Genomic DNA, 23075 nt, shown 5'->3' with positions numbered 1-23075 from the left:
GATAGGCATCGTAGTACGGCAGGTGTCAAACTACGAGGGTTCTCGTACTATGGAGGTCCCGAGGAAGTGGAGTCGCCGTGTCGTCCCCCGCCGTCAGCAGTCGTGACCTGCCGCATCCCGCGCGTGACGAGATCCGGCTGGAGGGGGTGCTGCACGCGCTCTCCGATCCGATGCGCTTGCGGATCGTGCGGGAGCTCGCCGGTGCGCCCGGGGACTTGTCCTGCTCGCACTTCGATCTGCCCGTCACCAAATCGACCACCACCCACCATTTCCGGGTGCTGCGGGAGAGCGGGGTGATCCGGCAGGTGTACCGGGGGACGGCCAAGATGAACGGACTGCGGCGGGACGAGCTCGACGAGCTGTTCCCGGGGCTCATGGGCGCACTGCTCGCCGCGGCGGCCCGGCAGGCCGCGCGGCTGGACGACTGACGCGTCGGATGCGTATGCCTCATCGGCGCGCATCCGGCTGGGCCGGGTCCGCGGCCCGCCGGAATCCGGGCGGGCGATGCGGGCCGTCTTCAGGGCAGGTTCGAATCGCGGGGGATCGCCGCGCGACCCGGACGGGCATAGCGAAAGGACCCCTAAGGGGCCTTGCCCGCCGCGGCCTTCAACAGGGACTGCCAGTCCGGGAGTTTGACCACGCCGCGGCCCAGTGAGGCTCCCAGTTCCGCCTCCGCCCGCTCGATCGACTGCCAGCCCTGCCATGCGACCGGGTCGGCCCCCGCCGCGTGCAGGGCCGGGAGAGGGTCGTCGGGCGCGGCCCGCCGGGAGAGGACCGGCGCGTCGTCAAGGAGCGCCGTGGCCGTCTCCTTCGCGCAGGGGCGGTTCGTGCCGATGACGCCCGTGGGGCCGCGCTTGATCCAGCCCGCCACGTACTCGCCCGGAGCCACGACGCCCCCGCGCAGGACGCGCCCGGACCGGTTCGGGACGGTGCCGGTGACCGGATCGAACGGAAGCCCCTCCAGGGGGACCCCGCGGTAGCCCACCGAGCGCAGGACCAGCTGTCCCTCGACGACCTCGTGGCGGCCCGTGCCCGTCACGCCGCCGTGGCCGTCCGGGGCCGTTCGCTCGAACCGCACCGCGCCCACGCGGCCCTGCCCGGCGAGCAGCTCGACCGGGCGGAGGAAGAACCGCAGGTGGATGCGGCGCGGGGCGCCTTTCGGGGGCGTTCCGGCCCAGCCGCGCAAAACCTCCACGTTGCGGCGCTGGGGAGCGGGCAGCGCGGAGGGGTCCGTGTAATGGGGGTCCAGGGCCAGCTCCGCCGGGTCCACGACCACGTCGGTCTCCGGCAGGGCGCCCAGTTCGCGCAGCTCCTTGGTGGTGAACCGGGCCTGGGACGGGCCACGCCGGCCCACCATGTGGATCTCGGTCACCCGGCTCTCGGCCAGATTCGTCAGGGCGGCCTGCGGCATGTCGGTGGGGGTGAGCTCGGCCAGTCCCCGGGCCAGCATCCGCGTGACGTCCACGGCGACGTTCCCCACGCCGATGACCACGGCCGACCGGGCGTCCCGCAGGAATCCGGCGTCCACGGCGTCCGGGTGGGCGCTGTACCAGGACACGAACTGCGTCGCGGACCAGCTTCCCGGCAGGTCCTCCCCGGGGATGCCCAGACGCCGGTCGGTGGCGGCGCCCACGCAGTACACCACCGCGTGGTAGAGCTCCCGCAGGCGCTCGACGCTCACGCCGCCCGGGCCGATCTGCACGCCGCCGAGGAACCGGACCCGGTCGTGCTCCAGCACCGCGCGCAGGGTGTTCTGCAGCGACTTGATCTTCTCGTGATCGGGTGCCACGCCGTAGCGGACGAGGCCGTACGGGCACGGCAGCCGGTCCAGGACGTCGACGCGCACCTCGGAGTCCAGCTGGACGAGGCTCTGGGCGGTGTAGCACCCGCTCGGCCCGGAGCCTACGACGGCGACTCGCAGCACGGCGGAACTCCTTACCCGGTGAATCCGGCGGATCTCGGGAGAGCGCTGACGCCTCCAGCATCGCACCGGCCGGGCTCCGCTGACAGGGTGCTGTACTCCGCGCGAGGCGCGTGTCCGATCTGTAGGGAATGTGATCATGCGGTTACGTTCAGTGCGTGCTGGAAGCATCCTTTCTGAATCTTTCTGATCGCTCTCCGGCGGACGGTGCGGTCTCCGTGCGCCCCGCATGGGAAGTGCGCGAGAACGAGGACGCCACGCGGTGGTTCGAGTTCCGGCTGGCCTTCGCGGACGGTGCCCGGGTCGACGCGCTGGCCGTCGTGGGCGGCGGATGCGTCTGCGTCGAGGAGGTGCGTGCTCAGCCCGCGCTGTCCCTCGACGACATGGCCCTGCTCGCCGACTGGATCGAGGAATCGGTGGCGGAGGCGTGCGGTGCCGGACCCGGGCCGGAAGGCTGCGGGGCGCAGCGGCGCCGAGCCCGGCCGGCCTGGCCGCACGGGGCGGAGGGGCGGCGGCTGGTGGCGCATGAGTACCGCGCGGCCCAGCGGGACGGCGCCGACCCGGTCCTCGCCGTGATGGGTGCGACCGGGAGCAGCCGCCGTACCTCCCTCAGGCTGATCGGCCAGGCCCGGGACGCGGGCCTGCTGCCGCCGCGCCGCGCCCGGCGCTGACCGCGGCACCGCCCCCCGGGGCATGGTCAGCTTGCCGTTTGACCTCGGCGTGAGGTGAGTCGAGCGAGTGACTCCGTGGGCCAGCAGAGCCATTCGAGAAGAGGGCTGGTGACCACGAACCAGTGGACGCTGATTCGGCCTTGCTTCTTGTCCAGGATCAGTGGGGCTTCGTCCCGGTAGACGTAGCGGAGGTATCGGCGACGGACCGGCGCTCCGGCTATCAGCAGCACTGGCGAGGCGACAAGGATGGCCACCGGGACCAGGGCCCTTGCGGTGGTGAGCTTCGTTTTCTCCTCGTATCGCATGCGCTCAGTGTGCTGATCCTCGAAGTCGCTTGTCAGCCTGTCCTGCGGGGTTTGGTGCCGGCCTTGTGGTGGGCGGGGCGGCTGTATGCCTCGCCGGTGGCGAGGACTCTGCCCACGTCATGACGGGTGGCTTGGCGGCGGTTCTTCGAACCCAGGGGCCGACCTGGTCCGGGCCGGGACGGTTCGGTGTACCGGCTGGCGACCCGGTCTTCGCCGCCACAGCCAGCACCAGCCGACCATCCGCCGCCCTCGGCAACGGCACCCCGATCAGGGCACGACGCAACCTTGCGACGTCGATCCGCCCCTGGTTCAGCCCGCCGTACAGAGCCCCGTGACCACGACGGTGTTCAGGCGCGAGCGCGAGATCAACCAGCGTCCGCACCGGCCCGTCCGTGCACAACAACGCGTCGCATAACTCGAACAGCGCGTCGCCCCGCGCGGTCAGACACGCGTACAACTCCGTCCGGAAGCATGACACTTCCGCGAACGCATCCCGCAGGACGCCCCGGTACCCCAGACTCACGACCACGGCCTTCGCGCTGGTTCCTCTGCCTCTGTGACGGAGCACAGGATCAGACGAAGGCCGCCTCCACGTCCGCTGAACTGCGAAAACACTGGCCAAGTTCGAGGCTCGTTCGACCCAGGACCTTAAACGACAAGGTCAGAGCATGTTCCGCATCCGTGTGATCTCGCTCGTCTGCTGCGCGATCACCTCGTCCGCCATCTCCTCGACGCGGATGTTGTTGCCCTGCCCCTTCACGTCCGTGGCCATGGTGATCGCGCCCTGGTGATGGGTCGCCATCAGAGCGAGGAACAGCCGGTCGAAGGCCTTTCCGTCGGCCGCCCGGAGCTTCTTCAGCTGGGCCTGCGTCGCCATGCCGGGCATCGCGGCGTGCTCGTGCCGCTCGGCCTTCAGCGGCTTGCCGTACGACTTCAGCCAGCCCTTCATGGCCTCGATCTCGGGCTTCTGGCCGGCCGCGATGCGCTCGGCGATCCGCTTCACGTCCTTCGACCCGGCGCGCTTCGGGGTGAGTTCGGTCATCACCAGGGCCTGGGCGTGGTGCTCGATCATCATGCGGACGTAGGAGACGTCGGCCGAGTTGGGGGAGTCGTTCTCCGAGCGCTGGTCGGCGGCCTCCTCGGCGGACAGGGTGCGGTTGGCCTCGCCGGGCTCGCCCGGCGCGATCACGGCGGGCCCGTCCGCCGTGGCCGGCTCGCGGTCCGGACCGGAGTCACAGCCTCCGACCGTGAGCACGGCCAGGATGACCAGCCCCGTCGTGACGGCGGACGCCCGAGACGCACGGCGGAAGAGCACAACAACCTCCTGTGGCGGGTGGGTTGGGACGCACCTCGTGTTGCGGACGACGTACTGGCACGCTTCCGCGGGTCATTGATCGGGAAACTTCATTGCGATTCTGTTGCCCCCTGTTGGTATGTGCATGGCGAAGACGATACTGCGTGGTGCGTGAACCGTTCCGCAGTGGACGGAACCAGGGAGGAAAACAGTGATCCTGTTGAACGACCGCAGAACACGCCGCAGACGCGTGGGAGTTGTGGCTGCCGCCGGTGGGCTGCTGGCCGCGCTCCTCACAGCGGCACCGGCAGGGGCCACCCCCGACCCGGGGGACGCGCCGCCCGCGCCGAAGAAGGTCTCCAAGAGCGCCCAGGCCGAGGTCCGTGAGGCCATCCGGAGCGGCGAGATACCCGGCCAGGACGAGATCGTCCACTCCGACAACATCCAGCACCTGGCCCACGTCCCCAAGGACGTGCTGCAGGGCACGAACTCGGACCTCGCCTTCCAGGGCAGGTACGCGTTCGCCGGCAACTACGACGGTTTCCGCATCTTCGACATCAGCAACCCCAAGGTGCCGAAGACCGTCGCCCAGGTGCTGTGCCCCGGCTCGCAGAACGACATCTCCGTCTCGGGCAACCTGCTGTTCCTGTCCACGGACTCCTCGCGCAGCGACAGCAGTTGCTCCAGCACCACCCAGCCGGCGACCGAGAAGTCCTCGTGGGAGGGCATGAAGGTCTTCGACATCAGCGACAAGCGCAACCCCAGGTACGTCGCCGCCGTCGAGACCGCCTGCGGCTCGCACACCCACACACTCGTGCCCGAGCGCCGCAGCGTCTACGTGTACGTCTCCTCGTACTCGCCGAACGCCGCCTACCCCGACTGCCGGCCGCCGCACGACGGCATCTCCGTCATCAAGGTGCCGCGCAGCGCCCCCGAGAAGGCGAAGGTCGTGGGCTTCCCCGTGCTGTTCCCCGGGGAGGGGCCCGACGGCGGCGGCAACCCGGGCGGACCCACCAACCCGGGCGTCTCCAAGACCACCGGCTGCCACGACATCACCGTGCTGCCGTCGAAGGACCTGGCGGCGGGCGCCTGCATGGGCGACGGCATCCTGTTCTCCATCAAGGACCCGGAACGCCCGAAGGTCATCGACCGGGTGCAGGACAACGTGAACTTCGCGTTCTGGCACTCGGCGACCTTCAACCAGAAGGCGAACAAGGTCGTCTTCACCGACGAGCTGGGCGGCGGCGGCGCGGCCACGTGCAACGCGGAGATCGGCCCGGACCGCGGCGCCGACGGCATCTACGACGTGGTCGGCAAGGGCGACAAGCGCAAGCTCGTCTTCCGCAGCTACTTCAAGATCCCCCGCCACCAGGCGGACACCGAGAACTGCGTCGCCCACAACGGCTCGCTGATCCCGGTCAAGGGCAAGGACATCATGGTCCAGGCCTGGTACCAGGGCGGCGTCTCCGTCTGGGACTTCACCGACTCGGCCAGACCGAAGGAGATCGCCTACTTCGACCGCGGCCCGCTGACCACCGACACGATCAAGTCGGGCGGCTCGTGGTCGGCTTACTACTACAACGGCTACATCTACTCGAACGAGTACGCGCGCGGCTTCGACGTCCTGAAGATCAAGGACCGGCGCACGGACCCGGCCCGCTGGGTCCACCAGCGTGAGCTCAACGTGCAGACGCAGCCGGACTACTTCGACTGACCCGGCGGACCGCACTCCGGTGCGGCCCCGGTCGCGAAGAACCGCGACAGATCCTTGTCGCCCCTCCCGCCGCAGGCTTCGGTCCGCGGCGGGAGGCCCAGCTCCCAGTCGAGCCGGTAGCGCTTGAACAGCTCCGCCCGCAGCACCGGCACCGGCATCGGCGCCCCCGGCACCAGGGCCGCGTACACGGCGCCCATCAGCAGGGCGCGCATCATCGGGTAGTCGCTGCCGACATCCGGTGACCCGTGCCGGGCCATGGTGTCCCGCAGCAGCTCGGCCAGCCGCCGCTGCTCCGGGCACTGCATGAAGCCCTCGGCCTGCAGGATCCCCGCCATGTGCTGGCGCATCAGCACGGGCCGGTCCCTGGCCAGGCCCAGGATCGCGTCGATGGCCCGGGCCATCCGCTCCCGGCCGTCCTCGGTGCGCGGCTCGCGCTCCAGCGCCTCCTCCAGCGTGCGGTGCATCAGCCGGTGTACGGCGGACTGCACCAGCTGTCGCTTGCCGGGGAAGTAGTACGACACCAGGCCGCGGGCCGAACCCGCCCGGTCCGCGATGTCGCCGAGTGTGGTCGCGTCGTAACCGCGTTCGCCCACCAGCTCGACCGCGGCCTGCAGGAGCCGCTCCCGGGAGCGCCGCCGCAGCTCTTCATTGACCGAGGCGCTACGCGGAGACATGCTGTAACTCCTGTGTTGACTGGCTGCCAGCCAACTATACTCGGAGCGTCGCGTCCGGCCACGGCCTGTCAGGTCTGGGCCGGTGATGCCGTCTGCCTCGGGCGACACGGGGGATCGTCCGAGGCGGGCGAGCAGGCCGTATACGCCGGCCTCGGGCTGCCTGCCCTGCGCGCCGCGTTCCCCGAGGGGGCGTGCCTGGCTCAGCTCACCAGATCGAGGACCGGCCGCAGCCCGTCCGGCCGGTCGGCCGTCGGCAGATGGTCGACGAAGTGCACCTTGCATCCCAGAGCGGTGGCGCCGCCGTCCGCCCGGCGGTCGTCGCCGACCATGAGGGTCTTGCCCGGTTCGGCGCCGAGCGCCTCGCAGGCGGTGGCGAACAGCCGGGGGTCCGGCTTCTGGATGCCGTGCTCGAACGACAGGACGTACGTGTCGACGTAGGGGTCCAGACCGTGCGCGCGGAAGACCGGCCGCAGGTCCCAGCCGATGTTGCTGACCACCCCGACGGGAATGCCCCGCTCCCGCAACGCGCGCAGCACCTCGACGGCGTCCGGGTACGGGGCCCAGGCGTCCGGGGTCATGTGGCGGTCGTACAGCGCGTCGTGCAGTGCCGGGTCGGGCAGCGGGACCTGCCGGGCGAGACCGGTGTAGGCGGCCCGGTGCAGGGCGGCGCTCTGGTCCCGGACGAGCCAGGCGTCGGCCAGTCCCTCGGGCACCCGCGCGGGATCACCACCACCGGGCAGCGCGCCGACCGCCTCCAACGCCAGGGCCGCGGCGGTCAACTCGGCCTCGGTGAGCCGGACATCGGCACCCGCCAGAGCGCCACGCAGCCAGGAACCGGTGGACTCGACACGGAAGAGGGTGCCGGAGAAGTCGAAGAGCACGGCCGTCATGCGACGATCCTACGAGGGTGCTTCGGGCAGCGCCGGAAATCCGGTGAGGCGTCCCGTCGTTCAGGGCTGCCGCAGACGGTGCACCCACACCGCCAGGGCCACCACCGTCGTCCCCATCAGCCAGCCGCCCACCACGTCCGACGGCCAGTGGACGCCGAGCCAGATCCGCGTCAGCCCGACCCCCACCACGGAGACGACCGCCACGGCCACGGCCGTACGCCACACGGCCCGGCCGACGCCGTGCCGGTGCAGGAGCCACAACAGCAGGCCGCACACCACCGTGGCGGTCATGGCGTGGCCCGACGGGAACGCCGAGTAGTGGGCCGAGTCGACGGGGTCGGGCCACACGGGGCGGGGGCGGTCCACCGCGGCCTTGATGCCCTGCTGGAGCACGGTACCCAGGGCGACGGCCAGAGCCAGCCACAACGCCGTCCAGCGCGCCGCCCGCCGCACCACCAGCCAGACGACGACAGCCGCGCACAGCAGTCGCATCGTCCACGGATCCCACACCCAGTCCGTGAGGATGCGGCAGGTCTGGGTGAGGACCGGTTCGTCGACCGCCCAGCGGTGGGTGGTGCCGGCGATGTCCCCGTCCGCACCGATCAAGGGGCTGAATCTGACCGCGACGAGGGTCAGCAGCAGTACCGAGCACAGGGCCAGGACGCCGGCGAAGCGGGCGGCGGTGTGGTGCTCCGGACGGGGCGGGGAGTCGACGGACGAGGTGTGCATACAGCGATACTCGCCGAACCGGGGGGTCCGGATCCAGTACGGCGACGATCTCGGGCTTCCGGGCAACCTGCTTCGGCCTCGCGAGAGCCGCCGAACCCGGCCCGGGTGCACGCCCCCGCCGAACCCGGCCCGGGTGCGCGCCTCATCCGATGCCGATCGCGGCAGGGGCCCCGCGTCCCCGGCGGTCACCCCAGCGCCCGCAACCCCGGTACGAACGCCACCAGCACGGGCATCGCCGGCACCAGCGCGGCCGCCGCCGTCAGCCGCAGGCGCCGGGACGCGGTCAGCCGGTCCGGCGGCGTGAGCAACCGGCGCACCCGGGCCGGGACATGGGCCTGTGGCGTCGGGCAGGGCCCGAACACGCCGCGGTGCTCGTTCAGTTCGACCAGGGCCAGGGCGGTGGTCAGACGGCCGAAACGGCGCGATGCCGTGTCGTCGGCGGCGAGTTCGACCAGGCGGTGCATCTCGTCACGGAACGCGGCGAACACCGGAACCTGCGGGAACCCGCCGGCCAGCGCCGAGGAGCAGTTCAGCAGCCAGTCGTGCCGGGCCCGGGCGTGGCCCTGTTCGTGGGCGAGTACGGCGTCCAGGCGGCGGCCCTTCAGCCGGAGCAACGCGGCCGTGGTGACGACCAGTTGCGGGGGAACGCCGGGCTGCCACCAGGCGTCGGGCCGCTCGCTCTCCAGGACGACGAGCCGGCCCGGGACGGCCACCTCGCCGGGCAGCAGCGGAGCCCGGACCAGGAGATCGGCCCGTCGTCGGCGGTGCCCGGCGCGGGCCCTGCCGATCTCGCGGAGCAGCATCGCCGCGCTCCACAGCCCGCCGCAGGCCAGCGCGAGGGCGGTGGTCGCCGCCCAGGGGCCCGCCGTGCCGAGGACGTAGGCCTCGACGACCGCGCGCGGGGCCGTCGCGAAGAGGTGCCCGCCGACCGCGTGCCAGGCCGCGGCCGCGCTCAGCGTCATCGACAACGCGCAGCACACGAGGACGGTCGCCACGACGCACTGCCACACCCACAGCGCCACCACCGGCTCACGGTCCGGCCAGTCCGCCCGGGCGAGCAGACGGGGGCCGGTCACGGCGGTCAGGGCGCCGAGCAGCAACAGCACGGCGGTGAGCATCATGGGGGCAGCCTATGAGCGCGGCCACGCTCCGGGGTACGACTTGTGTCGTCAAAGTGACGCAGGCAACGGATCCGTTGGGCGCGCCCGGCCGCTCCCACTCCTGCTCACAGCGTCAGCAGCATCGCCACCATCGCTATCCCCATGGACAGCCGGCAGGCTCGCGCCAGTTCCGGCCGGTCGCCCCGCCCGGCGGAACCGCCGCCCCCGGCCACGGCGGCGACCGGCACCAGACGGACGCCGCTCAGCAGCACGTAGCCGGCGAAGTAGAGCAGCAACGCCCCCGTCAGGAGCGGGATTCCCGCCCCGCCCCCACCGTGCCCGTGTGCGGGCGAGCCGGCCATGACGACGGACATGTAGACCATCGCCGCGGCACCCACCAGGTGGTGGAGATGGTGAGCGGCGGCCCGCGCCGCCCACAGTGCGTGAACGCCCGCAGCCCCGAACACCGCAGCGTAGGCGGGCCAGGCCCACGAAGGCGGTGTGAACACCGCCGCGGGCACGGCCATCGCGGCCATCCCGAAACCCATCAGCGCCTCGCCGCCCGCGGCGCTGCGCTCCCCTTCGGCGCCGCTGCGCATCCGCGCCAGGCAGTAGGAGCCGGTCATCGCGCAGAGCGCCACCAGCAGCCAGCCGGACGAAGCCGGTCCGTGCACGCGCACCTCCCCCTTCGGCAGTCGGTCATTCGATGCCCGGGCCATGCGGCGCGCACGCGAGCGCAAGGGTGTAAACGGGGAGCATTCGGCGGAGCACACCAGGTGAGGAGCTACCCTTTAAAGTTGAAACACCTGTTGACCTTCTCTGTTGATCACGGAGTTCGCCGGGCACCGGGAACCCGGGGCGCTGATGACGGAGTGGGTCGTGGGCACCGTCGTCGGCGCGCCGGTCGGGTTCGTCGCCGCCCTGGCCGTCACCGACCGGCGGGCGGGCGCCCGCGTCGACGGGCGCTGACCGCCGTCGGCCGGGCCCGCGAACGCGCCGCCCGCCTCCGGGCCGAGCCGGACCCCGGCACCGCGGCCCTGGAATCCGCCCGCCGCGGACTCACCGTCGCCCTGGCCGGGCTGCGCGCCACGGCCCGCGCGGCCGCCGGTGAAGGGTGACAGCGGGCCCCGACCCAGGAGCGGGTCGTGCTCGCCGAACAGTCCGGACACCGTACGCTCGCCGCGACGGCCCGACGCCAGGGCCTGCTCCCGGACCGGGACCCGGCCACCGAAACGGAGGACGCACGGCCATGACGCCGACCGAAGGACCATCGCCCACGGGGAGCGACGGGGGACGGGTCCAGCAGCAGGGGACCGGGGCGGAACCGGGGGCGGAGGGGCGGACGGCCGACGAGCAGGCAACGGCCGGAGGGGGTGCGGGCGAGGAGGTTCACGCGTCCGGTGAGGACCTCCCGGGCGGCGGGCGCCGGGTCGACACCGTCGCCGCGGTCGTCCGGCAGTGGCAGGCCGTGCACCCCGGGCTCGACACCGGGCCGATGGAGATCATCGGGCGGATCAACCGGTGTGCCGCTCTGCTGCAGCAGGCCGAGGACGCTCCGTTGCGACGGGCGGGGCTCAGCCGGCCCGAGTTCGATCTGCTGGGTGCGCTGCGTCGTACCGGGCACGAACTGACGCCCGGGGACCTGGCCAGGGAGACCTTCTCCTCGGGGGCCGCCGTCACCAAGCGCCTGAAGCAGCTGACCGAGCGCGGTCTGGTCGAACGGCGAGGGGACACCCGTGACCGCCGGGTCGTCCACCTCCGCCTCACGGACGCCGGACGCGACCTCGTCGACGCGATCCTGCCCGTCCAGCTCGCCTACGAGACGGCCGTGCTGTCCGGCGTGGACGGCCCCGAGCAAGGTGAACTCGCCGCTCTGTTGGGGGAGTTGCTCAGCCAGCTGGAGGGGCGGCTCGGCGTCCTGCGGGCCTGACCGCCGGCAGTGCTGGTCCCGTCGGACAGGGTGTGACGACGCCGGCTCAGGCCTCGTCGCCCGCCCGGTACACGCCGAAGACCGCCCCCTGCGGGTCCCGCAGCACCGCGATGCGCGGCCCGTCGGGCACCGAGGTGGGCACCATCAGCACCGTGCCGTGCTGCTGGACCACGGCGGTCGTGTCGTCCACGTCGGCCACCGCGAAGTACGGCAGCCAGTGCGCCGGCACCTCGGGCGGGAACTTGTCGTCCATCGTCACCATGCCGCCGAAGTCCGCGCCGCCGACGCCCCACTGGGTGTAGCGGTCCGACGGGGCGACCGTCCAGCCGAACACCCGCGGGTAGAAGGACACGGCCCCCTCCGGGTCCCGCGTCATCAGCTCCACCCAGCCCAGCGAACCGGGCGCGTTGAACAGCCCGGCGCCCGGGAAGGTCCCCGCCTGCCACAGCTGGAAGACGGCGCCGCCCGGATCGGCGGCCACCGCGAACCGCCCCACGTCGAACACGTCCGTCGGGCCGAACAGCAGTGTTCCGCCCGCCTCCGTCACCGCGCGGACGGTGGCGTCCGCGTCGGTCACCGCGAACGACACGTTCCACGCGACCGGCTGCGACGGCTGGTACAGCGGGGCGAGCGCGGCCACGGCCGCGTCTCCGAGATGCGCGACGGTGTAGCCGCCGGCCTCCTGACGCGCGTCCGTCTCGGGCCGCCAGCCGAACAGCCGCGTGTAGAACCGCCTGGCCGCTTCCAGGTCACTGGTCCCCAGCTCTGTCCAGCAGGGGCCGCCGGTCACCGGTGCGTCGAGCTTCATGGCGTTCCTTCCACGAGCGGCGGGGACGGGCCCCCGAGGGCCACTCCAGCACGCTAAGCCGCCCGCGGGGCTCCCTGCCATCCGGGGAAACCCGGTGGTGTGCCGATGCGGCCCCGGCGTACGTCCCCGGAGACGGAGACACCGGGGACGACGGCCGCCACCTGCACGAGTGCGTCGTCGCCGCGGCCCACCCGCCGCGGCACCGCGCTGACGACGAGGTCCCGCTCCGGCACGCCCGGAACGCCACACGTGCGCCGCCGGCCTTGCCGACGTCGGCAACCTGCGCATCGACCCTGTGGTGCACGGCACCGGCCTGGAGCGCCGGCTGCTCGCCCGGGCCGCGGACCGGCTCCGGCGGTGCGGCGTGGACCGGCTCGTCGCCTGCGAACCGGCCGACGGCAGTGCCATGACCGCCCTCCTGACCGGTGCGGGCGTTCGCCCACTCATCCGCCTAGGGCGGGGCTGGGAGCACCGCCCGGGCCGGGGTCAGATGCCGGGCCGGTAGCGGATCGGATGGTCCGCCGGCACCTCCACCAGCACGATCGGCGTCCCGTCGGGATCCGCGATCCACATCTCGATCAGCCCCCAGGGTTCCTTCACCGGCGGCCGCACGATCTCCACGCCCTTCGCCCGCAGCTCCTCCCGCGCCGCCGCCACGTCGTCGACCTGCAGCCACAGCCGCACGGCGGGCACCGGGGGCGTGTCGGAGCGGCCCGAGACCTCCAGGAAGCCGCCGCCCAGGAAGAAGACCGTGCCGCGCTCCGGCCCGGTCCCGAACTCGCGGTACACGGCGAGGCCCAGCTGTTCGCCGTAGAAGGCGCGTGACCGCTCGGGGTCGGTGGGGCGGAGCAGGATCCGGCTGCCGAGTACATGCACCATGCAGCGGAGCCTAGTGGTGGCGTTACGCTCAACCCTGCCCAGCCTCGCCGCCGCAACGGAGACGTACGCCCATGGAGACCGCCGCCACCGAACTGACCTTTCGCGACGCCACCGACGCCGACGTGGACGAGTTGGTCGCGCTGATCGAGTCGGCGTACCGGGGCGACGACAGCAGGGCCGGGTGGACCACCGAGGCGGACATCCTCGAAGGGCAGCGCACCGACCCCGAGGGTGTGCTGGAGGTCATCGAGTCGCCCGACAGCCGGCTCCTCACGGTGGAGCGGGACGGCGGGATCGTCGCCTGCTGCCAGCTGGAGCACCAGGGCGAGAACGCCTACTTCGGGATGTTCGCCGTCAGCCCCCGGCTCCAGGGCGCGGGCCTCGGCAAGGTGATCATCGCGGAGGCGGAGCGGCAAGCCCGCGAAACCTGGGGTGTGCGGGAGATGCAGATGACCGTGATCTCCGTGCGCGACGACCTCATCGCCTGGTACGAGCGGCGCGGCTACCGCCGTACGGGACGGATGACACCGTTCCCGTACGGCGACGAACGCTTCGGCGTTCCGCAGCGCGACGACCTGAGCTTCGAACTGCTGGTGAAGGAGCTCGCGTAGTCACTAGGCCGTGAAACGGCCCGTGCGCTTGATGTCCGGGTGGTCGGTGGTCGCGCCGTCCAGGCCGAAGGCCCGGACGAGTCGCAGCTGGTCCTGCGTGTTCACCACCCAGCCGATGATCCGCAGGTCGGCCTTGCGGGCCTGCTCGACGATCTCCAGGGTGAGCCGGCGGATGTTGAGGCAGACGGTCGCGGCGCCCGCCTCGACGGCCCGGTCCACGATGTCGGTGCCGTAGCGGCTGGCGATCAGTGCGGTGCGCACACCCGGTACGAGTGGCTTGATCTCGGCGATCGCCTCGTCGTGGAACGAGGACACCTCCACCCGGCCGGCCAGCCCGTGCTCGTTCATGACCTGGGCCAGGGCCCGCGCCGCCTGCACGTCCTTGATCTCCGCCTGGAGCGGCGCCTGGACGGCCTCCAGCACCTCCTCGAAGACCGGCACCCGCTCGCCCCGGCCGGCGTCCAGGGCCCGCAGCTCGGCGAGGGTCTTCTCGGCGATCGGCCCGGTGCCGTCGGTCGTGCGGTCCACATCCGTGTCGTGCATGACGACGAGCGCGCCGTCCTTGCTCAGATGCAGATCGAGTTCGATGGCGTCCAGCCCCGCCTCCTGGGCGGCGACGAAGGACCGGAGGGTGTTCTCGGGCTCCACACCCATGACTCCGCGGTGACCGATGGTGAGGAAGTTCAAGACGCGACTCTCTTCCGTCGACAGGCGGCAGTGGGGGCCCGGCGGCCCCCCTGACCGTATCGCCTGGACCCGCCCTGTGCAGAGAGTGAGGGCATGGTCGCCGCACATCCGGGCAGAAGCGTGACCGACAGGAAAAAGTGCGGTGAAGGGGAGGGTGAGGCAGGATAATTTCCCGGGTTCACCCTTGCTGGGAGGAACCTCGTGTGTATACGGTCTGCATACGTGAGATTCTCCCGTGGAAGGTGGGACATGACGGAAATTCTTGTGCAGGTGGGTTCGGAGGAAGCTCTTCCTCCCGTGGCCAGGGTGGTGGAGCACCCGGCATGGCCCGTGCTCAAGGATGCCGTGGAGCGGATCCGGCCATGGCAGTCCAAGGACGGGTCGATCGACTTCGACGCCGAGGGCGCGCCCGACCCGGCTGACGCCGAGCTCGTGGTCCGCCAGGTCGCCGACGCCGTCCTGGAGCTCTCCCCGCTGCTCCCGCACGACGGCGCCTATCACGAGGCCCTGGTCAAGGACCTGACCCGGTGGGCCGACAGCGGCTTCCAGGTGCCCGACTTCCTCGACTCGCTGCTGGCCTTCCAGCCCGCCGCGAACCGCGCGGACGGCCTCCAGCACCTCGTCGTCTTCCCCATGTACACCCAGAACGGCAACCCCGACCGCAACCTCGAAGCGGTCGTGCTGCGCATGGTCTGGCCGGACTGGCTGGCCGAGCTGGAGCGCACCCGCTACGACAACCCGCTGTTCTGCGGCATCAAGTTCGAGGACTTCACGGCCGGCTACGACACCAACTCGGCCGTCCTGTTCCCCGAGACCATCGCCGTGCGCGAGGCCCCGGAGCGCTTCACGTGGGGCGGCATCTTCTGCGACCGCGAGGCCGCCCGCTTCCGCCGCGTGACCGACGCCGCCGTCGACATCCTGGGCCTGGAGCTGCCCGAGGACGTCGCCGCGATGGTCCACGACCAGAAGCGCTGCGAGGAGGCGTTCGTCCTGTGGGACATGGTCCACGACCGCACCCACAGCCACGGCGACCTGCCCTTCGACCCCTTCATGATCAAGCAGCGCCAGCCGTTCTGGATGTACGGCCTGGAGGAACTGCGCTGCGACCTCACCGCCTTCAAGGAGGCCGTGAAGCTGTCGGCCGACGGTGTGCCGCAGGCCCGTGACGTGCAGGTCGCGGTCCTCTTCGACCGCATGTTCCGCTTCCCCGTCACCGGCGAGCGCGTGCGCAACTACGACGGCCTCGGCGGCCAGCTCCTCTTCGCGTACCTGCACAAGCACGACGTCGTCCGCTGGACCGACAACAGGCTCACCATCGACTGGGAGCGCGCCCCGCAGGTCACCAACCAGCTGTGCGCCGAGATCGAGGACCTGTACCGCGACGGCATCGACCGCCCGAAGCTCGTCCACTGGTTCGCCGGTTACGAGCTGGTCTCCACCTACCTCTCCCCGCACCCGGGCTCCAAGTGGGCCAAGGGCCCCGAGGCCCTGGACACCACGCAGCCCCCGCGCAAACTCGTCGATGACGTGCTTCCGGACGAGTTTCCGCTGAGCATGTTCTATGAGGCACTCTCCAAGAAGCTGAAGAACGTGATCGCCTCCACCAAGGGCATCACGGCCGACAGCGCCGAGCGGATCGCCGCGTGAGCGATCGGCAGACCGGGAACACTGCTCAGGAGGCGAAGATCATGGGGAACGGGGCGCTCAGCGGTGCGGTGATCGCGGTGGCCGGAGCGGGCGGGCCCGCCGGCCGGGCCGCACTGCTCAGGCTGGCCGAGGCGGGTGCGACCGTCATCGGGTCGGACAACGATCCGGAGCGGCTGGCGGAGGCGGTGGACGCGGCGAGCTACGCCACCGGCGGCGCCACCGTCACCGGTGACACGGTGGATCTGCTGGACCTGGGGGCCACCCGTGACTGGGCCACCCGCATCGAGAAGGACTTCGGCCGTGTCGACGGCCTGGTCCACCTCGTCGGCGGCTGGCGCGGCAGCGAGACCTTCACCCGGACCAGCCTCGACGACTGGGACTTCCTGGAGATGCTGCTGGTCCGCACGGTGCAGCACACCTCCCTCGCCTTCCACGAGGCGCTGCAGCGCAGCGACCGCGGCCGGTACGTGCTGATCAGCGCCGCCGGTGCCAGCAAGCCCACCGCGGGCAACGCCGCCTACGCGGCCGGCAAGGCTGCGGCCGAGGCGTGGACGCTGGCCATGGCGGACTACTTCCGCAAGGCCGGGGGCGCCGAGGGGCCGACGTCGGCTGCCACGATCCTGGTGGTGAAGGCGCTGGTCCACGATGCGATGCGCGCCGACCGGCCCAACGCGAAGTTCGCGGGCTTCACGGACGTCAAGGACCTGGCCGAGGCCGTCACCGAGGTCTGGGAGAAGCCCGCCGCCGAAGTGAACGGAAACCGTCTGTGGCTCACCGAGAAGCCGTGAACCCGCCGAAGACCGACGCCCGCCGTCATCACGACCCCGAGGTCCGCGGTTTCGCCAGCGACAACTACGCCGGGGCCCACCCGGAGGTCCTCGCCGCCCTGGCCCTGGCCAACGGCGGGCACCAGGTCGCGTACGGCGAGGACGCCTACACCGACAACCTCCAGCAGATCATCCGCAGTCACTTCGGGCCCACGGCCGAGGCGTTCCCGGTCTTCAACGGCACCGGCGCGAACGTCGTCGCGCTCCAGGCGGTCACCGACCGCTGGGGCGCGGTGATCTGCGCGGAGAGCGCGCACATCAACGTCGACGAGTGCGGCGCCCCGGAGCGGGTCGGCGGCCTGAAGCTGCTCACCGTCCCGGCGCCCGACGGCAAGCTCACGCCCGAGCTGATCGACCGGCAGGCGTACGGCTGGGACGACGAGCACCGGGCGATGCCGCAGGTCGTCTCCATCGCCCAGGCCACCGAACTGGGCACGGTCTACACACCGGAGGAGATACGCGCCCTCTGCGAGCACGCTCACGCGCACGGTATGAAGGTGCACCTGGACGGCTCCCGGCTGGCCAACGCCGCCGCCACCCTGAACGTCCCGATGCGCACGCTCACCAACGCCGCGGGCGTCGACATCCTCTCCCTGGGCGGTACGAAGAACGGTGCCCTGTTCGGCGAGGCCGTCGTGGTCCTCGACCAGGACGCCGTGAGCCACATGAAGCACCTGCGCAAGCTGTCCATGCAGCTCGCCTCCAAGATGCGCTTCGTGTCGGTCCAGCTGGAGGCCCTGCTCGCCCGGGACCTGTGGCTGCGCAACGCCGGTCACGCCAACGAGATGGCCCAGCGGCTCGCCGAGGGCGTGCGGGCGGTGCACGGTGTGGAGATCCTCTACCCGGTGCAGGCCAACGCCGTCTTCGCCCGCCTGCCCCACGACGTGAGCGAGCGCCTCCAGAAGCGGTTCCGCTTCTACTTCTGGGACGAGGCCGCGGGTGACGTCCGCTGGATGTGCGCCTTCGACACCTCCGAGGACGACGTCGACGCGTTCCTGGCGGCGCTGAAGGAGGAGATGGCCCGCTAGATGCATAGGTATGCGGCAGAGCGTAAATCAATTGACGGTGGAGTGATCTCTCCCTACGCTCTGCCTGCATGCAGCTGATCCAGCAAACGCCCGACCTGTCCGCCTACTTGGCCCCTGACGAGGTGGTCGACCATCACCACCCGCTCGTGCGCGAAACGGCGGCGAGGCTCGCCGGCGGGGTGGTCGACTCGTATGAGTATGCGCGGGCGGCTTTCGAGTTCGTACGCGACACCGTCCCGCACTCGCAGGACTCCGGTGATCTCCGCGTCACCTGGCGCGCCTCGGACGTCCTGGAGCAGCGCACCGGCATCTGCTATGCCAAGGCCCACGCGCTGGCCGCCCTGCTCCGGGCCGAGGACATCCCCACCGCCCTCTGTTACCAGAAGCTCGACGTCGTGCACGGGCTGGTCGCCGTGCGGTTCAACGGCGCGTGGCACCGGCAGGACCCCCGGGGCAACAAGCCCGGCGTCGACGCCCGGTTCTCCCTCGATGGTGAGCGGCTGGCCTTCGCGCCCGATCCGGCGTCCAATGAAATGGACTATCCGGTCTTGTATGCTGCACCGCATCCGGTCGTGCTGGACGCCCTCACGGCAGCGCGCGACCGGCCGCACCTCTGGCAGACGCTCCCCACCGCACTCTGAGGCAAGGCGACCATGACGCTCACACTGACCGTGTCCGACGACGTACGCGCACTCGCCCCCGGTTTCACCCACGTCGCGATCGAGGCACACGGCCTGCTCAACGGGCCGAGCAGTGAGGCCAGTGCGGCCCTGCTGGACGACGCGGCGGGCCGGCTCGCCGTACGACTGGACGGCCGCGCCCCGCACGAGGACCCGCACATGGCCGCATGGCGCGAGGCCTACACGGCGTTCGGCTCGAAGCCGTCCCGCACCCGAAACTCCGCGGAGGCACTGGCCAGGCGGGCTCTGTCGGAGGCCGGGCTGCCCCGCATCAACCTGCTGGTCGACCTCTACAACGCCGTCTCCGTCGCCCATCTGATTCCCGTCGGCGGCGAGGACGCCGACCGCATCGAGGGCGGCATGCGCCTGATCCGTGCCACGGGGGAGGAGGACTTCGTGACCGTCGCCGGGGGCGAGGAGACCGTCGAGCACCCCGGCGCGGGCGAAGTCGTGTGGCGGGACGACGCGGGCGTGACCTGCCGCCGCTGGAACTGGCGCCAGGGCCCGCGCACCCGGCTCACCGAGCGGACGACGTCCGGCATCTTCCTGCTGGAGAGCCTGGCACCGATGCCGGTCGCCGAGGTGACGGCGGCCGCCGCGGAACTCGCCGAGCTGCTGGCGAAGTTCAGCCCGGGTGCGGACATCGCCGTCCGTGCTCCGCAGCCCTCCGCCTGAGTTCCGGCGGGGCGGGTGTCAGTGCGCCTCGGCTGCCCGCACCTGCTCAGGCGTCGGGGCCGTGCCACCGAGGTGGGCCGGCATCCACCAGGTGTCGTCCGGGCCCTTCGGGCGGACCGGGTAGGCGCGCTGGGCGGCCTCGAGGAGTTCCTGGACGCGCTCGCGCAGCTGGCGGGTGATGGCGCCCGCGTACTTGTCTCGGGAGGCCTCGATCGCCTCGCCCACCCGGATCGTGACGGGGATGTGGCTGCGCTTGAAGTTGCGCGGGTGTCCCTTGGTCCACAGCCGCTGGGTGCCCCACACCGCCATCGGGATCAGCGGGACGCCGGCCTCTTGGGCCAGGCGCGCGGCGCCCGACTTGAAGCTCTTCAGCGTGAACGACTGCGAGATGGTCGCCTCCGGGAAGACCCCGATGATCTCGCCCGACCGCAGCGAGTCCAGGGCGTGCGCGTAGGCCGCCTCGCCCTGCTTGCGGTCCACGGGGATGTGCTTCATCCCGCGCATCAGCGGACCGGAGATGCGGTGCCGGAAGACGGACTCCTTCGCCATGAAACGCACGAGACGTTTCTGCGGCAGCGCCGCCAGGCCGTCGAAGACGAAGTCCAGGTAGCTGATGTGATTGCTCACCAGCACGGCGCCGCCCGAGCGCGGGATGTTCTCCGAACCCTGGAGGTCGATCTTGAGGTCCCACACCTTGAACAGCGTGCGGGCGAAACCGACGACGGGACGGTAGACGAGCTCTGCCATGGGCGGGCCGGCCCCTTCCTGCTCTGCCTGGGAAGGGATTCCCAGTGGAAAGTTACGCAGCCGTAGGTTTTACGGCTTGTCGCAGATCGTGCCCCAAGAACGGCCGGGTAGCCAGTCCTCGTGCCCGGCGGCGGCGAGATTCTCGTCACGTCGTCCGCCGGTTCCCACCTCGTGCTTTTGCGCGTCCATTACTCCGCGCGGACCGCCGTCCGGCGCACGAGCAGGTACAACTCGCACCCCAGGCAGTACCCGAACGCAGCATTGAGGAAGGCCGCGGCGAGCGCGGCGCCGGTCGCCGCGAGTCCCAGCCAGCCGGGGCCCAGGGTGTAGCCGACGAGGCCGAGGCCGGCGAAAAGCAACCCCACCACCTGGGCGAAACGCGGCGGTTCGGGTGCTTCGAACTCCTTCGGCGGCCCGAGCCGCGGCCGTACGGCCTTGGCGAACAGCAGGCCGTACGGGGAGCGTCCGGCCCCGCCCGCCGCGCCGAGCAGGAACGCCAGCGTCTGCCAGGCCAGCAGCCAGGCGCTCCCCGTGACCAGAACGACCGCCAGCACGGCGGCCGTGACGGCCGCGCCGAAACGCGGCCCTCTCACATCGATGTCCATAGGAACCAATCATTCCGCAGGACGGCCGGGTGGCGGGGCCGGGAATCTTTGCGGTCTCGTGAACGCTTGCAGCAGGTGATGACCGGACTGGTGGTGTGCGTGGTGGTGCTCGCGGCGGCGAGCGCCTACGGAGTGCTGCAACGGCGGCGGAGCGGGAGAGTGCGGGTGCGCGGGCGCGACGACGGCAAGCGGCTCGATGCGGCGGACCTGGGCGCGGAGCTCGGCGAGCGGGCCACGCTCGTGCAGTTCTCCAGCGCGTTCTGCGCGCCCTGCCGGGCGACCCGGCGGGTCCTCGGCGAGGTCGCCGGTGTGGTCCCGGGCGTGGCACACGTCGAGATCGACGCCGAGGCCCACCTGGACCTCGTACGGCGGCTGGAGATCCTCAAGACCCCGACCGTGCTGGTCCTGGACGCCGACGGCCGGGTGGTGCGCAGGGCCACCGGGCAGCCGCGCAAGGCCGACGTGATCGCCGCGCTGGGGGAGGCGGTGTGACCGGTGTGACGCCGTCCGTGAGTCATCTCCCACATCACGGAACGAACTTGACGGTGCGTACCAGTTATCGTCAGCCTGACCCCATGCCTGCGGACCTCCTCGCCACGCCCGACCTCCTGCGCTCGGTCTTCCGGCGGCACGCGGCTGGTGTCGCCGTCGTCACCGCTCGTGGCGAGGCGGGCCCGGTGGGCTTCACCGCGACCTCCCTGGCGTCCGTCTCCGCCGAGCCTCCGCTGCTGTCCTTCGGGATCGGCACCGGCGCCTCCAGTTGGCCCGCGATCGCGACGGCGGACCACGTCGGCGTGCACATCCTCGGTGAGCACCAGCAGGAGATGGCCGCCACCTTCGCCCGCAGCGGCGCCGACCGCTTCGGCCCGCCCACCGCCTGGCGGGAAGGGCCCGAGGGCGTTCCGGTCCTCGACGGCGTGCTCGCCTGGCTGGTGGGCCGGGTCGTCGCGCGCGTGCCCGCCGGGGACCACCGGATCGTGCTCGCCCAGGTCGTGCACGGCGACCCCACGGGCACCGGTCGTCCACTCCTCTATCACCAGGGACGTTTCCAGCGTCTGGGCGACTGAGTGGGACGTCCTCCGTGCTGCGTGACCGTCGAGTTCCGGTTACGCTGCGTTGCGAAGGTCACAGTTCAAAGCGCTTGCTTAGCGGGAACGAACTGGGTGTACTGACGAGTAATATTTCGCTCGGGGCGTGGGTCGCCCCGACCGGGATCGGACGCTAGAGGCGCCTATGCTGCCTGCAAGTAGGCAGCATGGAAATGACGATGCAGTAGGAGAGCCGGCGTGAGCTTGAGGATCGTTGTCACTGTGAAGTACGTGCCCGACGCCACTGGCGACCGGCACTTCGCCGATGACCTGACCGTCGACCGGGACGACGTGGACGGTCTGCTCTCCGAGCTCGACGAGTACGCGGTCGAGCAGGCGCTGCAGATCTCCGAGAACGCAGGCGACGACGTGGAGATCACCGTTCTGACGGTGGGTCCCGAGGACGCCAAGGACGCCCTGCGCAAGGCGCTGTCCATGGGCGCAGACAAGGCGATCCACGTCGAGGACGACGACATCCACGGCACCGACGCCATCGGCACCTCCCTGGTCCTGGCCAAGGCGATCGAGAAGGCCGGCTACGACCTGGTGATCTCCGGCATGGCCTCCACCGACGGCACCATGGGCGTCGTGCCCGCGCTGCTCGCCGAGCGTCTGGGCGTGCCGCAGGTGACGCTGCTGTCCGAGGTGTCGGTCGAGGACGGCACGGTCAAGGGCCGCCGCGACGGCGACGCCGCCTCCGAGAGCCTCGAGGCTTCCCTTCCGGCGGTCGTGTCCGTGACCGACCAGTCGGGCGAGGCGCGTTACCCGTCCTTCAAGGGCATCATGGCCGCCAAGAAGAAGCCGGTTCAGTCCTGGGACCTGTCCGACCTGGACCTGGAGGCCGAGGAGGTCGGCCTTGAGGGTTCCTACACCACGGTCGACGGCGCGACCGAGCGCCCGGCCCGCACCGCGGGCACGATCGTCAAGGACGAGGGCGAGGGCGGCAAGCAGCTCGCTGAGTTCCTCGCGGGCCAGAAGTTCATCTAGGCCCGACGCAGTCGCGATCCGTCCCTCATCTTCCGCAAGCAGGAGAGAAGAAGTCCCATGGCTGAAGTTCTCGTCTACGTCGACCACGTGGACGGTGCCGTCCGCAAGCCCACCCTGGAGCTGCTGACCCTGGCCCGCCGCATCGGCGAGCCGGTCGCCGTCGCGCTGGGAGGCGGCGCCGGTGACACCGCCGCCGCGCTCGCCGAGCACGGCGCGGTCAAGGTCCTCACGCACGAGGCGTCCGAGTACGCCGACTACCTGGTCGTACCGAAGGTCGACGCCCTCCAGGCCGCGCACGAGGCCGTGTCCCCGGCCGCCGTGCTGGTGCCGTCCTCCGCCGAGGGCAAGGAGATCGCCGCGCGTCTGGCGCTGCGTCTGGGCTCGGGCATCATCACCGACGCCGTCGACCTGGAGGCCGGCGACGAGGGCCCGGTGGCCACGCAGTCGGTGTTCGCCGCCTCGTTCACCACCAAGTCCCGTGTCTCCAAGGGCACCCCGGTCATCACGGTCAAGCCCAACAGCGCCGCCGTCGAGGCCGCTCCGGCCGCCGGTGCGGTCGAGGCCCTGTCGGTGTCCTT

General features: G+C 71.3%; 27 protein-coding genes and 3 pseudogenes. 16 read left to right on the top strand and 14 right to left on the bottom strand.

The genetic code is table 11. The features are described 5' to 3' along the window. Window positions 1-77 precede the first annotated feature (77 nt). Complete coding sequence (locus tag ACFY9S_RS36675) at window positions 78-428, top strand: helix-turn-helix domain-containing protein (protein WP_391137631.1); 351 nt, start codon at window positions 78-80, stop codon at window positions 426-428. A gap of 152 nt (window positions 429-580) precedes the next feature. On the opposite strand, the gene ACFY9S_RS36670 is transcribed toward ACFY9S_RS36675, so the two are convergent. Further along, window positions 581-1924 (bottom strand): FAD-dependent oxidoreductase, encoded by a 1344-nt coding sequence (locus tag ACFY9S_RS36670; RefSeq protein ID WP_391137629.1) that lies wholly within the window; start codon window positions 1922-1924, stop codon window positions 581-583. 215 nt (window positions 1925-2139) lie between these two features. Between ACFY9S_RS36670 and ACFY9S_RS36665 the strand changes: the two genes are divergently transcribed. Continuing rightward, a complete protein-coding gene (locus tag ACFY9S_RS36665; protein ID WP_391137626.1) occupies window positions 2140-2592 on the top strand; it encodes a DUF6214 family protein in 453 nt (150 codons plus the stop codon). 522 nt (window positions 2593-3114) lie between these two features. Here ACFY9S_RS36665 and ACFY9S_RS36660 read toward each other — a convergent pair. Together ACFY9S_RS36660 and ACFY9S_RS36655 are read right to left on the bottom strand one after the other, a co-directional pair. After that, window positions 3115-3420: pseudogene (locus tag ACFY9S_RS36660) on the bottom strand (transposase); the annotation flags it as partial. A gap of 138 nt (window positions 3421-3558) precedes the next feature. Further along, window positions 3559-4212, bottom strand: coding sequence for a DUF305 domain-containing protein (locus ACFY9S_RS36655; RefSeq protein WP_391137624.1), 654 nt, complete (start codon window positions 4210-4212; stop codon window positions 3559-3561). Window positions 4213-4402: 190 nt separating this feature from the next. On the opposite strand from ACFY9S_RS36655, the gene ACFY9S_RS36650 reads away from it, so the two are divergent. Continuing rightward, window positions 4403-5905: an LVIVD repeat-containing protein gene (locus tag ACFY9S_RS36650; RefSeq protein WP_391137622.1), complete on the top strand. Its 1503-nt coding sequence runs from the start codon at window positions 4403-4405 to the stop codon at window positions 5903-5905. Here ACFY9S_RS36650 and ACFY9S_RS36645 read toward each other — a convergent pair. From ACFY9S_RS36645 to ACFY9S_RS36625, 5 genes are all read right to left on the bottom strand, one after another. Next, a complete protein-coding gene (locus ACFY9S_RS36645) occupies window positions 5893-6579 on the bottom strand; it encodes a TetR family transcriptional regulator (RefSeq protein WP_391137620.1) in 687 nt (228 codons plus the stop codon). The two genes, ACFY9S_RS36650 and ACFY9S_RS36645, sit on opposite strands and share 13 nt — an antisense overlap. A 200-nt stretch (window positions 6580-6779) precedes the next feature. Continuing rightward, a complete protein-coding gene (locus ACFY9S_RS36640; protein WP_391137617.1) occupies window positions 6780-7469 on the bottom strand; it encodes an HAD-IA family hydrolase in 690 nt (229 codons plus the stop codon). 60 nt (window positions 7470-7529) lie between these two features. Next, window positions 7530-8198 (bottom strand): phosphatase PAP2 family protein, encoded by a 669-nt coding sequence (locus tag ACFY9S_RS36635; RefSeq protein ID WP_391137615.1) that lies wholly within the window; start codon window positions 8196-8198, stop codon window positions 7530-7532. Window positions 8199-8383: 185 nt separating this feature from the next. Further along, window positions 8384-9319 carry a M48 family metalloprotease gene (locus tag ACFY9S_RS36630; protein ID WP_391137612.1) on the bottom strand — a complete coding sequence of 312 codons (936 nt, stop codon included), beginning with the start codon at window positions 9317-9319 and terminating at the stop codon, window positions 8384-8386. A 104-nt stretch (window positions 9320-9423) separates the two neighbouring features. Then, complete coding sequence (locus tag ACFY9S_RS36625; protein WP_391137609.1) at window positions 9424-9972, bottom strand: DUF5134 domain-containing protein; 549 nt, start codon at window positions 9970-9972, stop codon at window positions 9424-9426. 142 nt (window positions 9973-10114) lie between these two features. Here ACFY9S_RS36625 and ACFY9S_RS36620 point away from each other — a divergent pair. Next, window positions 10115-10551 (top strand): annotated as a pseudogene (locus tag ACFY9S_RS36620) (FUSC family protein); the annotation flags it as partial. Beyond that, window positions 10548-11228, top strand: coding sequence for a MarR family transcriptional regulator (locus tag ACFY9S_RS36615; protein WP_391137606.1), 681 nt, complete (start codon window positions 10548-10550; stop codon window positions 11226-11228). The pseudogene ACFY9S_RS36620 and the gene ACFY9S_RS36615, both read left to right, overlap by 4 nt. 46 nt (window positions 11229-11274) lie before the next feature. Here ACFY9S_RS36615 and ACFY9S_RS36610 read toward each other — a convergent pair whose 3' ends face one another. Then, window positions 11275-12036, bottom strand: coding sequence for a VOC family protein (locus tag ACFY9S_RS36610; RefSeq protein ID WP_391137603.1), 762 nt, complete (start codon window positions 12034-12036; stop codon window positions 11275-11277). A 53-nt stretch (window positions 12037-12089) separates the two neighbouring features. Continuing rightward, window positions 12090-12269, bottom strand: a complete 180-nt coding sequence (locus ACFY9S_RS36605) for a hypothetical protein (protein WP_391137600.1) — start codon at window positions 12267-12269, stop codon at window positions 12090-12092. A gap of 65 nt (window positions 12270-12334) precedes the next feature. Between ACFY9S_RS36605 and ACFY9S_RS36600 the strand changes: the two genes are divergently transcribed. Then, complete coding sequence (locus ACFY9S_RS36600) at window positions 12335-12541, top strand: hypothetical protein (protein WP_391137597.1); 207 nt, start codon at window positions 12335-12337, stop codon at window positions 12539-12541. Here the strand turns inward: ACFY9S_RS36600 and ACFY9S_RS36595 are convergent. Then, window positions 12523-12915: a VOC family protein gene (locus tag ACFY9S_RS36595; protein ID WP_391137594.1), complete on the bottom strand. Its 393-nt coding sequence runs from the start codon at window positions 12913-12915 to the stop codon at window positions 12523-12525. The two genes, ACFY9S_RS36600 and ACFY9S_RS36595, sit on opposite strands and share 19 nt — an antisense overlap. Before the next feature lie 71 nt (window positions 12916-12986). On the opposite strand from ACFY9S_RS36595, the gene ACFY9S_RS36590 reads away from it, so the two are divergent. After that, a complete protein-coding gene (locus ACFY9S_RS36590; RefSeq protein WP_391137591.1) occupies window positions 12987-13526 on the top strand; it encodes a GNAT family N-acetyltransferase in 540 nt (179 codons plus the stop codon). 3 nt (window positions 13527-13529) lie between these two features. Here the strand turns inward: ACFY9S_RS36590 and ACFY9S_RS36585 are convergent, their stop codons facing one another. After that, window positions 13530-14213, bottom strand: a complete 684-nt coding sequence (locus tag ACFY9S_RS36585; RefSeq protein ID WP_391137588.1) for a glycerophosphodiester phosphodiesterase family protein — start codon at window positions 14211-14213, stop codon at window positions 13530-13532. Between the two features lie 249 nt (window positions 14214-14462). Between ACFY9S_RS36585 and ACFY9S_RS36580 the strand changes: the two genes are divergently transcribed. From ACFY9S_RS36580 to ACFY9S_RS36560, 5 genes are all read left to right on the top strand, one after another. Further along, window positions 14463-15860 (top strand): DUF6421 family protein, encoded by a 1398-nt coding sequence (locus ACFY9S_RS36580; RefSeq protein ID WP_391137585.1) that lies wholly within the window; start codon window positions 14463-14465, stop codon window positions 15858-15860. 41 nt (window positions 15861-15901) lie between these two features. Next, on the top strand, window positions 15902-16648 hold the full coding sequence (locus ACFY9S_RS36575; protein ID WP_391137766.1) for an SDR family NAD(P)-dependent oxidoreductase: 747 nt from the start codon (window positions 15902-15904) through the stop codon (window positions 16646-16648). Beyond that, the gene (locus tag ACFY9S_RS36570) at window positions 16645-17715 is read left to right on the top strand and encodes a beta-eliminating lyase-related protein (RefSeq protein WP_391137763.1); all 1071 of its coding nucleotides are present in this window, start codon (window positions 16645-16647) and stop codon (window positions 17713-17715) included. Before ACFY9S_RS36575 ends, ACFY9S_RS36570 begins: the two co-directional genes overlap by 4 nt. A 68-nt stretch (window positions 17716-17783) precedes the next feature. Further along, the gene (locus tag ACFY9S_RS36565; protein WP_391137582.1) at window positions 17784-18356 is read left to right on the top strand and encodes a transglutaminase domain-containing protein; all 573 of its coding nucleotides are present in this window, start codon (window positions 17784-17786) and stop codon (window positions 18354-18356) included. A 12-nt stretch (window positions 18357-18368) separates the two neighbouring features. Beyond that, on the top strand, window positions 18369-19070 hold the full coding sequence (locus ACFY9S_RS36560; RefSeq protein ID WP_391137580.1) for a phenylalanine--tRNA ligase beta subunit-related protein: 702 nt from the start codon (window positions 18369-18371) through the stop codon (window positions 19068-19070). 18 nt (window positions 19071-19088) lie between these two features. Here ACFY9S_RS36560 and ACFY9S_RS36555 read toward each other — a convergent pair whose 3' ends face one another. Next, a complete protein-coding gene (locus ACFY9S_RS36555; protein WP_102909257.1) occupies window positions 19089-19817 on the bottom strand; it encodes a 1-acyl-sn-glycerol-3-phosphate acyltransferase in 729 nt (242 codons plus the stop codon). Between the two features lie 188 nt (window positions 19818-20005). Further along, window positions 20006-20422, bottom strand: a complete 417-nt coding sequence (locus ACFY9S_RS36550) for a DUF4395 family protein (RefSeq protein WP_391137577.1) — start codon at window positions 20420-20422, stop codon at window positions 20006-20008. Window positions 20423-20500: 78 nt separating this feature from the next. Between ACFY9S_RS36550 and ACFY9S_RS36545 the strand changes: the two genes are divergently transcribed. The 4 genes and pseudogenes from ACFY9S_RS36545 to ACFY9S_RS36530 all read left to right on the top strand — a co-directional run. Further along, window positions 20501-20914 (top strand): thioredoxin domain-containing protein, encoded by a 414-nt coding sequence (locus tag ACFY9S_RS36545; RefSeq protein ID WP_391137760.1) that lies wholly within the window; start codon window positions 20501-20503, stop codon window positions 20912-20914. An 83-nt stretch (window positions 20915-20997) separates the two neighbouring features. Further along, window positions 20998-21489 (top strand): flavin reductase, encoded by a 492-nt coding sequence (locus ACFY9S_RS36540; protein ID WP_391137574.1) that lies wholly within the window; start codon window positions 20998-21000, stop codon window positions 21487-21489. Window positions 21490-21708: 219 nt separating this feature from the next. Next, window positions 21709-22497: an electron transfer flavoprotein subunit beta/FixA family protein gene (locus ACFY9S_RS36535; protein WP_391137571.1), complete on the top strand. Its 789-nt coding sequence runs from the start codon at window positions 21709-21711 to the stop codon at window positions 22495-22497. A 57-nt stretch (window positions 22498-22554) separates the two neighbouring features. Beyond that, window positions 22555-23075: pseudogene (locus ACFY9S_RS36530) on the top strand (electron transfer flavoprotein subunit alpha/FixB family protein); the annotation flags it as partial.

The organism is Streptomyces sp. NPDC012474 (assembly GCF_042955185.1).
Taxonomy (GTDB): domain Bacteria; phylum Actinomycetota; class Actinomycetes; order Streptomycetales; family Streptomycetaceae; genus Streptomyces; species Streptomyces cahuitamycinicus.
The sequence above is the reverse complement of the archived record's forward strand: the minus strand, read 5'-3'. Positions and strand labels throughout refer to the sequence as shown.

Bases quoted from the DNA above. Each gene is read 5' to 3' on its own strand.
- ACFY9S_RS36645 (WP_391137620.1), bottom strand. From the start codon at position 6,579: ATGTCTCCGCGTAGCGCCTCGGTCAATGAAGAGCTGCGGCGGCGCTCC.
- ACFY9S_RS36640 (WP_391137617.1), bottom strand. From the start codon at position 7,469: ATGACGGCCGTGCTCTTCGACTTCTCCGGCACCCTCTTCCGTGTCGAG.
- ACFY9S_RS36635 (WP_391137615.1), bottom strand. From the start codon at position 8,198: ATGCACACCTCGTCCGTCGACTCCCCGCCCCGTCCGGAGCACCACACC.
- ACFY9S_RS36630 (WP_391137612.1), bottom strand. From the start codon at position 9,319: ATGATGCTCACCGCCGTGCTGTTGCTGCTCGGCGCCCTGACCGCCGTG.
- ACFY9S_RS36615 (WP_391137606.1), top strand. From the start codon at position 10,548: ATGACGCCGACCGAAGGACCATCGCCCACGGGGAGCGACGGGGGACGG.
- ACFY9S_RS36610 (WP_391137603.1), bottom strand. From the start codon at position 12,036: ATGAAGCTCGACGCACCGGTGACCGGCGGCCCCTGCTGGACAGAGCTG.
- ACFY9S_RS36595 (WP_391137594.1), bottom strand. From the start codon at position 12,915: ATGGTGCATGTACTCGGCAGCCGGATCCTGCTCCGCCCCACCGACCCC.
- ACFY9S_RS36590 (WP_391137591.1), top strand. From the start codon at position 12,987: ATGGAGACCGCCGCCACCGAACTGACCTTTCGCGACGCCACCGACGCC.
- ACFY9S_RS36580 (WP_391137585.1), top strand. From the start codon at position 14,463: ATGACGGAAATTCTTGTGCAGGTGGGTTCGGAGGAAGCTCTTCCTCCC.
- ACFY9S_RS36575 (WP_391137766.1), top strand. From the start codon at position 15,902: ATGGGGAACGGGGCGCTCAGCGGTGCGGTGATCGCGGTGGCCGGAGCG.
- ACFY9S_RS36565 (WP_391137582.1), top strand. From the start codon at position 17,784: ATGCAGCTGATCCAGCAAACGCCCGACCTGTCCGCCTACTTGGCCCCT.
- ACFY9S_RS36560 (WP_391137580.1), top strand. From the start codon at position 18,369: ATGACGCTCACACTGACCGTGTCCGACGACGTACGCGCACTCGCCCCC.
- ACFY9S_RS36555 (WP_102909257.1), bottom strand. From the start codon at position 19,817: ATGGCAGAGCTCGTCTACCGTCCCGTCGTCGGTTTCGCCCGCACGCTG.
- ACFY9S_RS36550 (WP_391137577.1), bottom strand. From the start codon at position 20,422: ATGGACATCGATGTGAGAGGGCCGCGTTTCGGCGCGGCCGTCACGGCC.
- ACFY9S_RS36545 (WP_391137760.1), top strand. From the start codon at position 20,501: ATGACCGGACTGGTGGTGTGCGTGGTGGTGCTCGCGGCGGCGAGCGCC.
- ACFY9S_RS36540 (WP_391137574.1), top strand. From the start codon at position 20,998: ATGCCTGCGGACCTCCTCGCCACGCCCGACCTCCTGCGCTCGGTCTTC.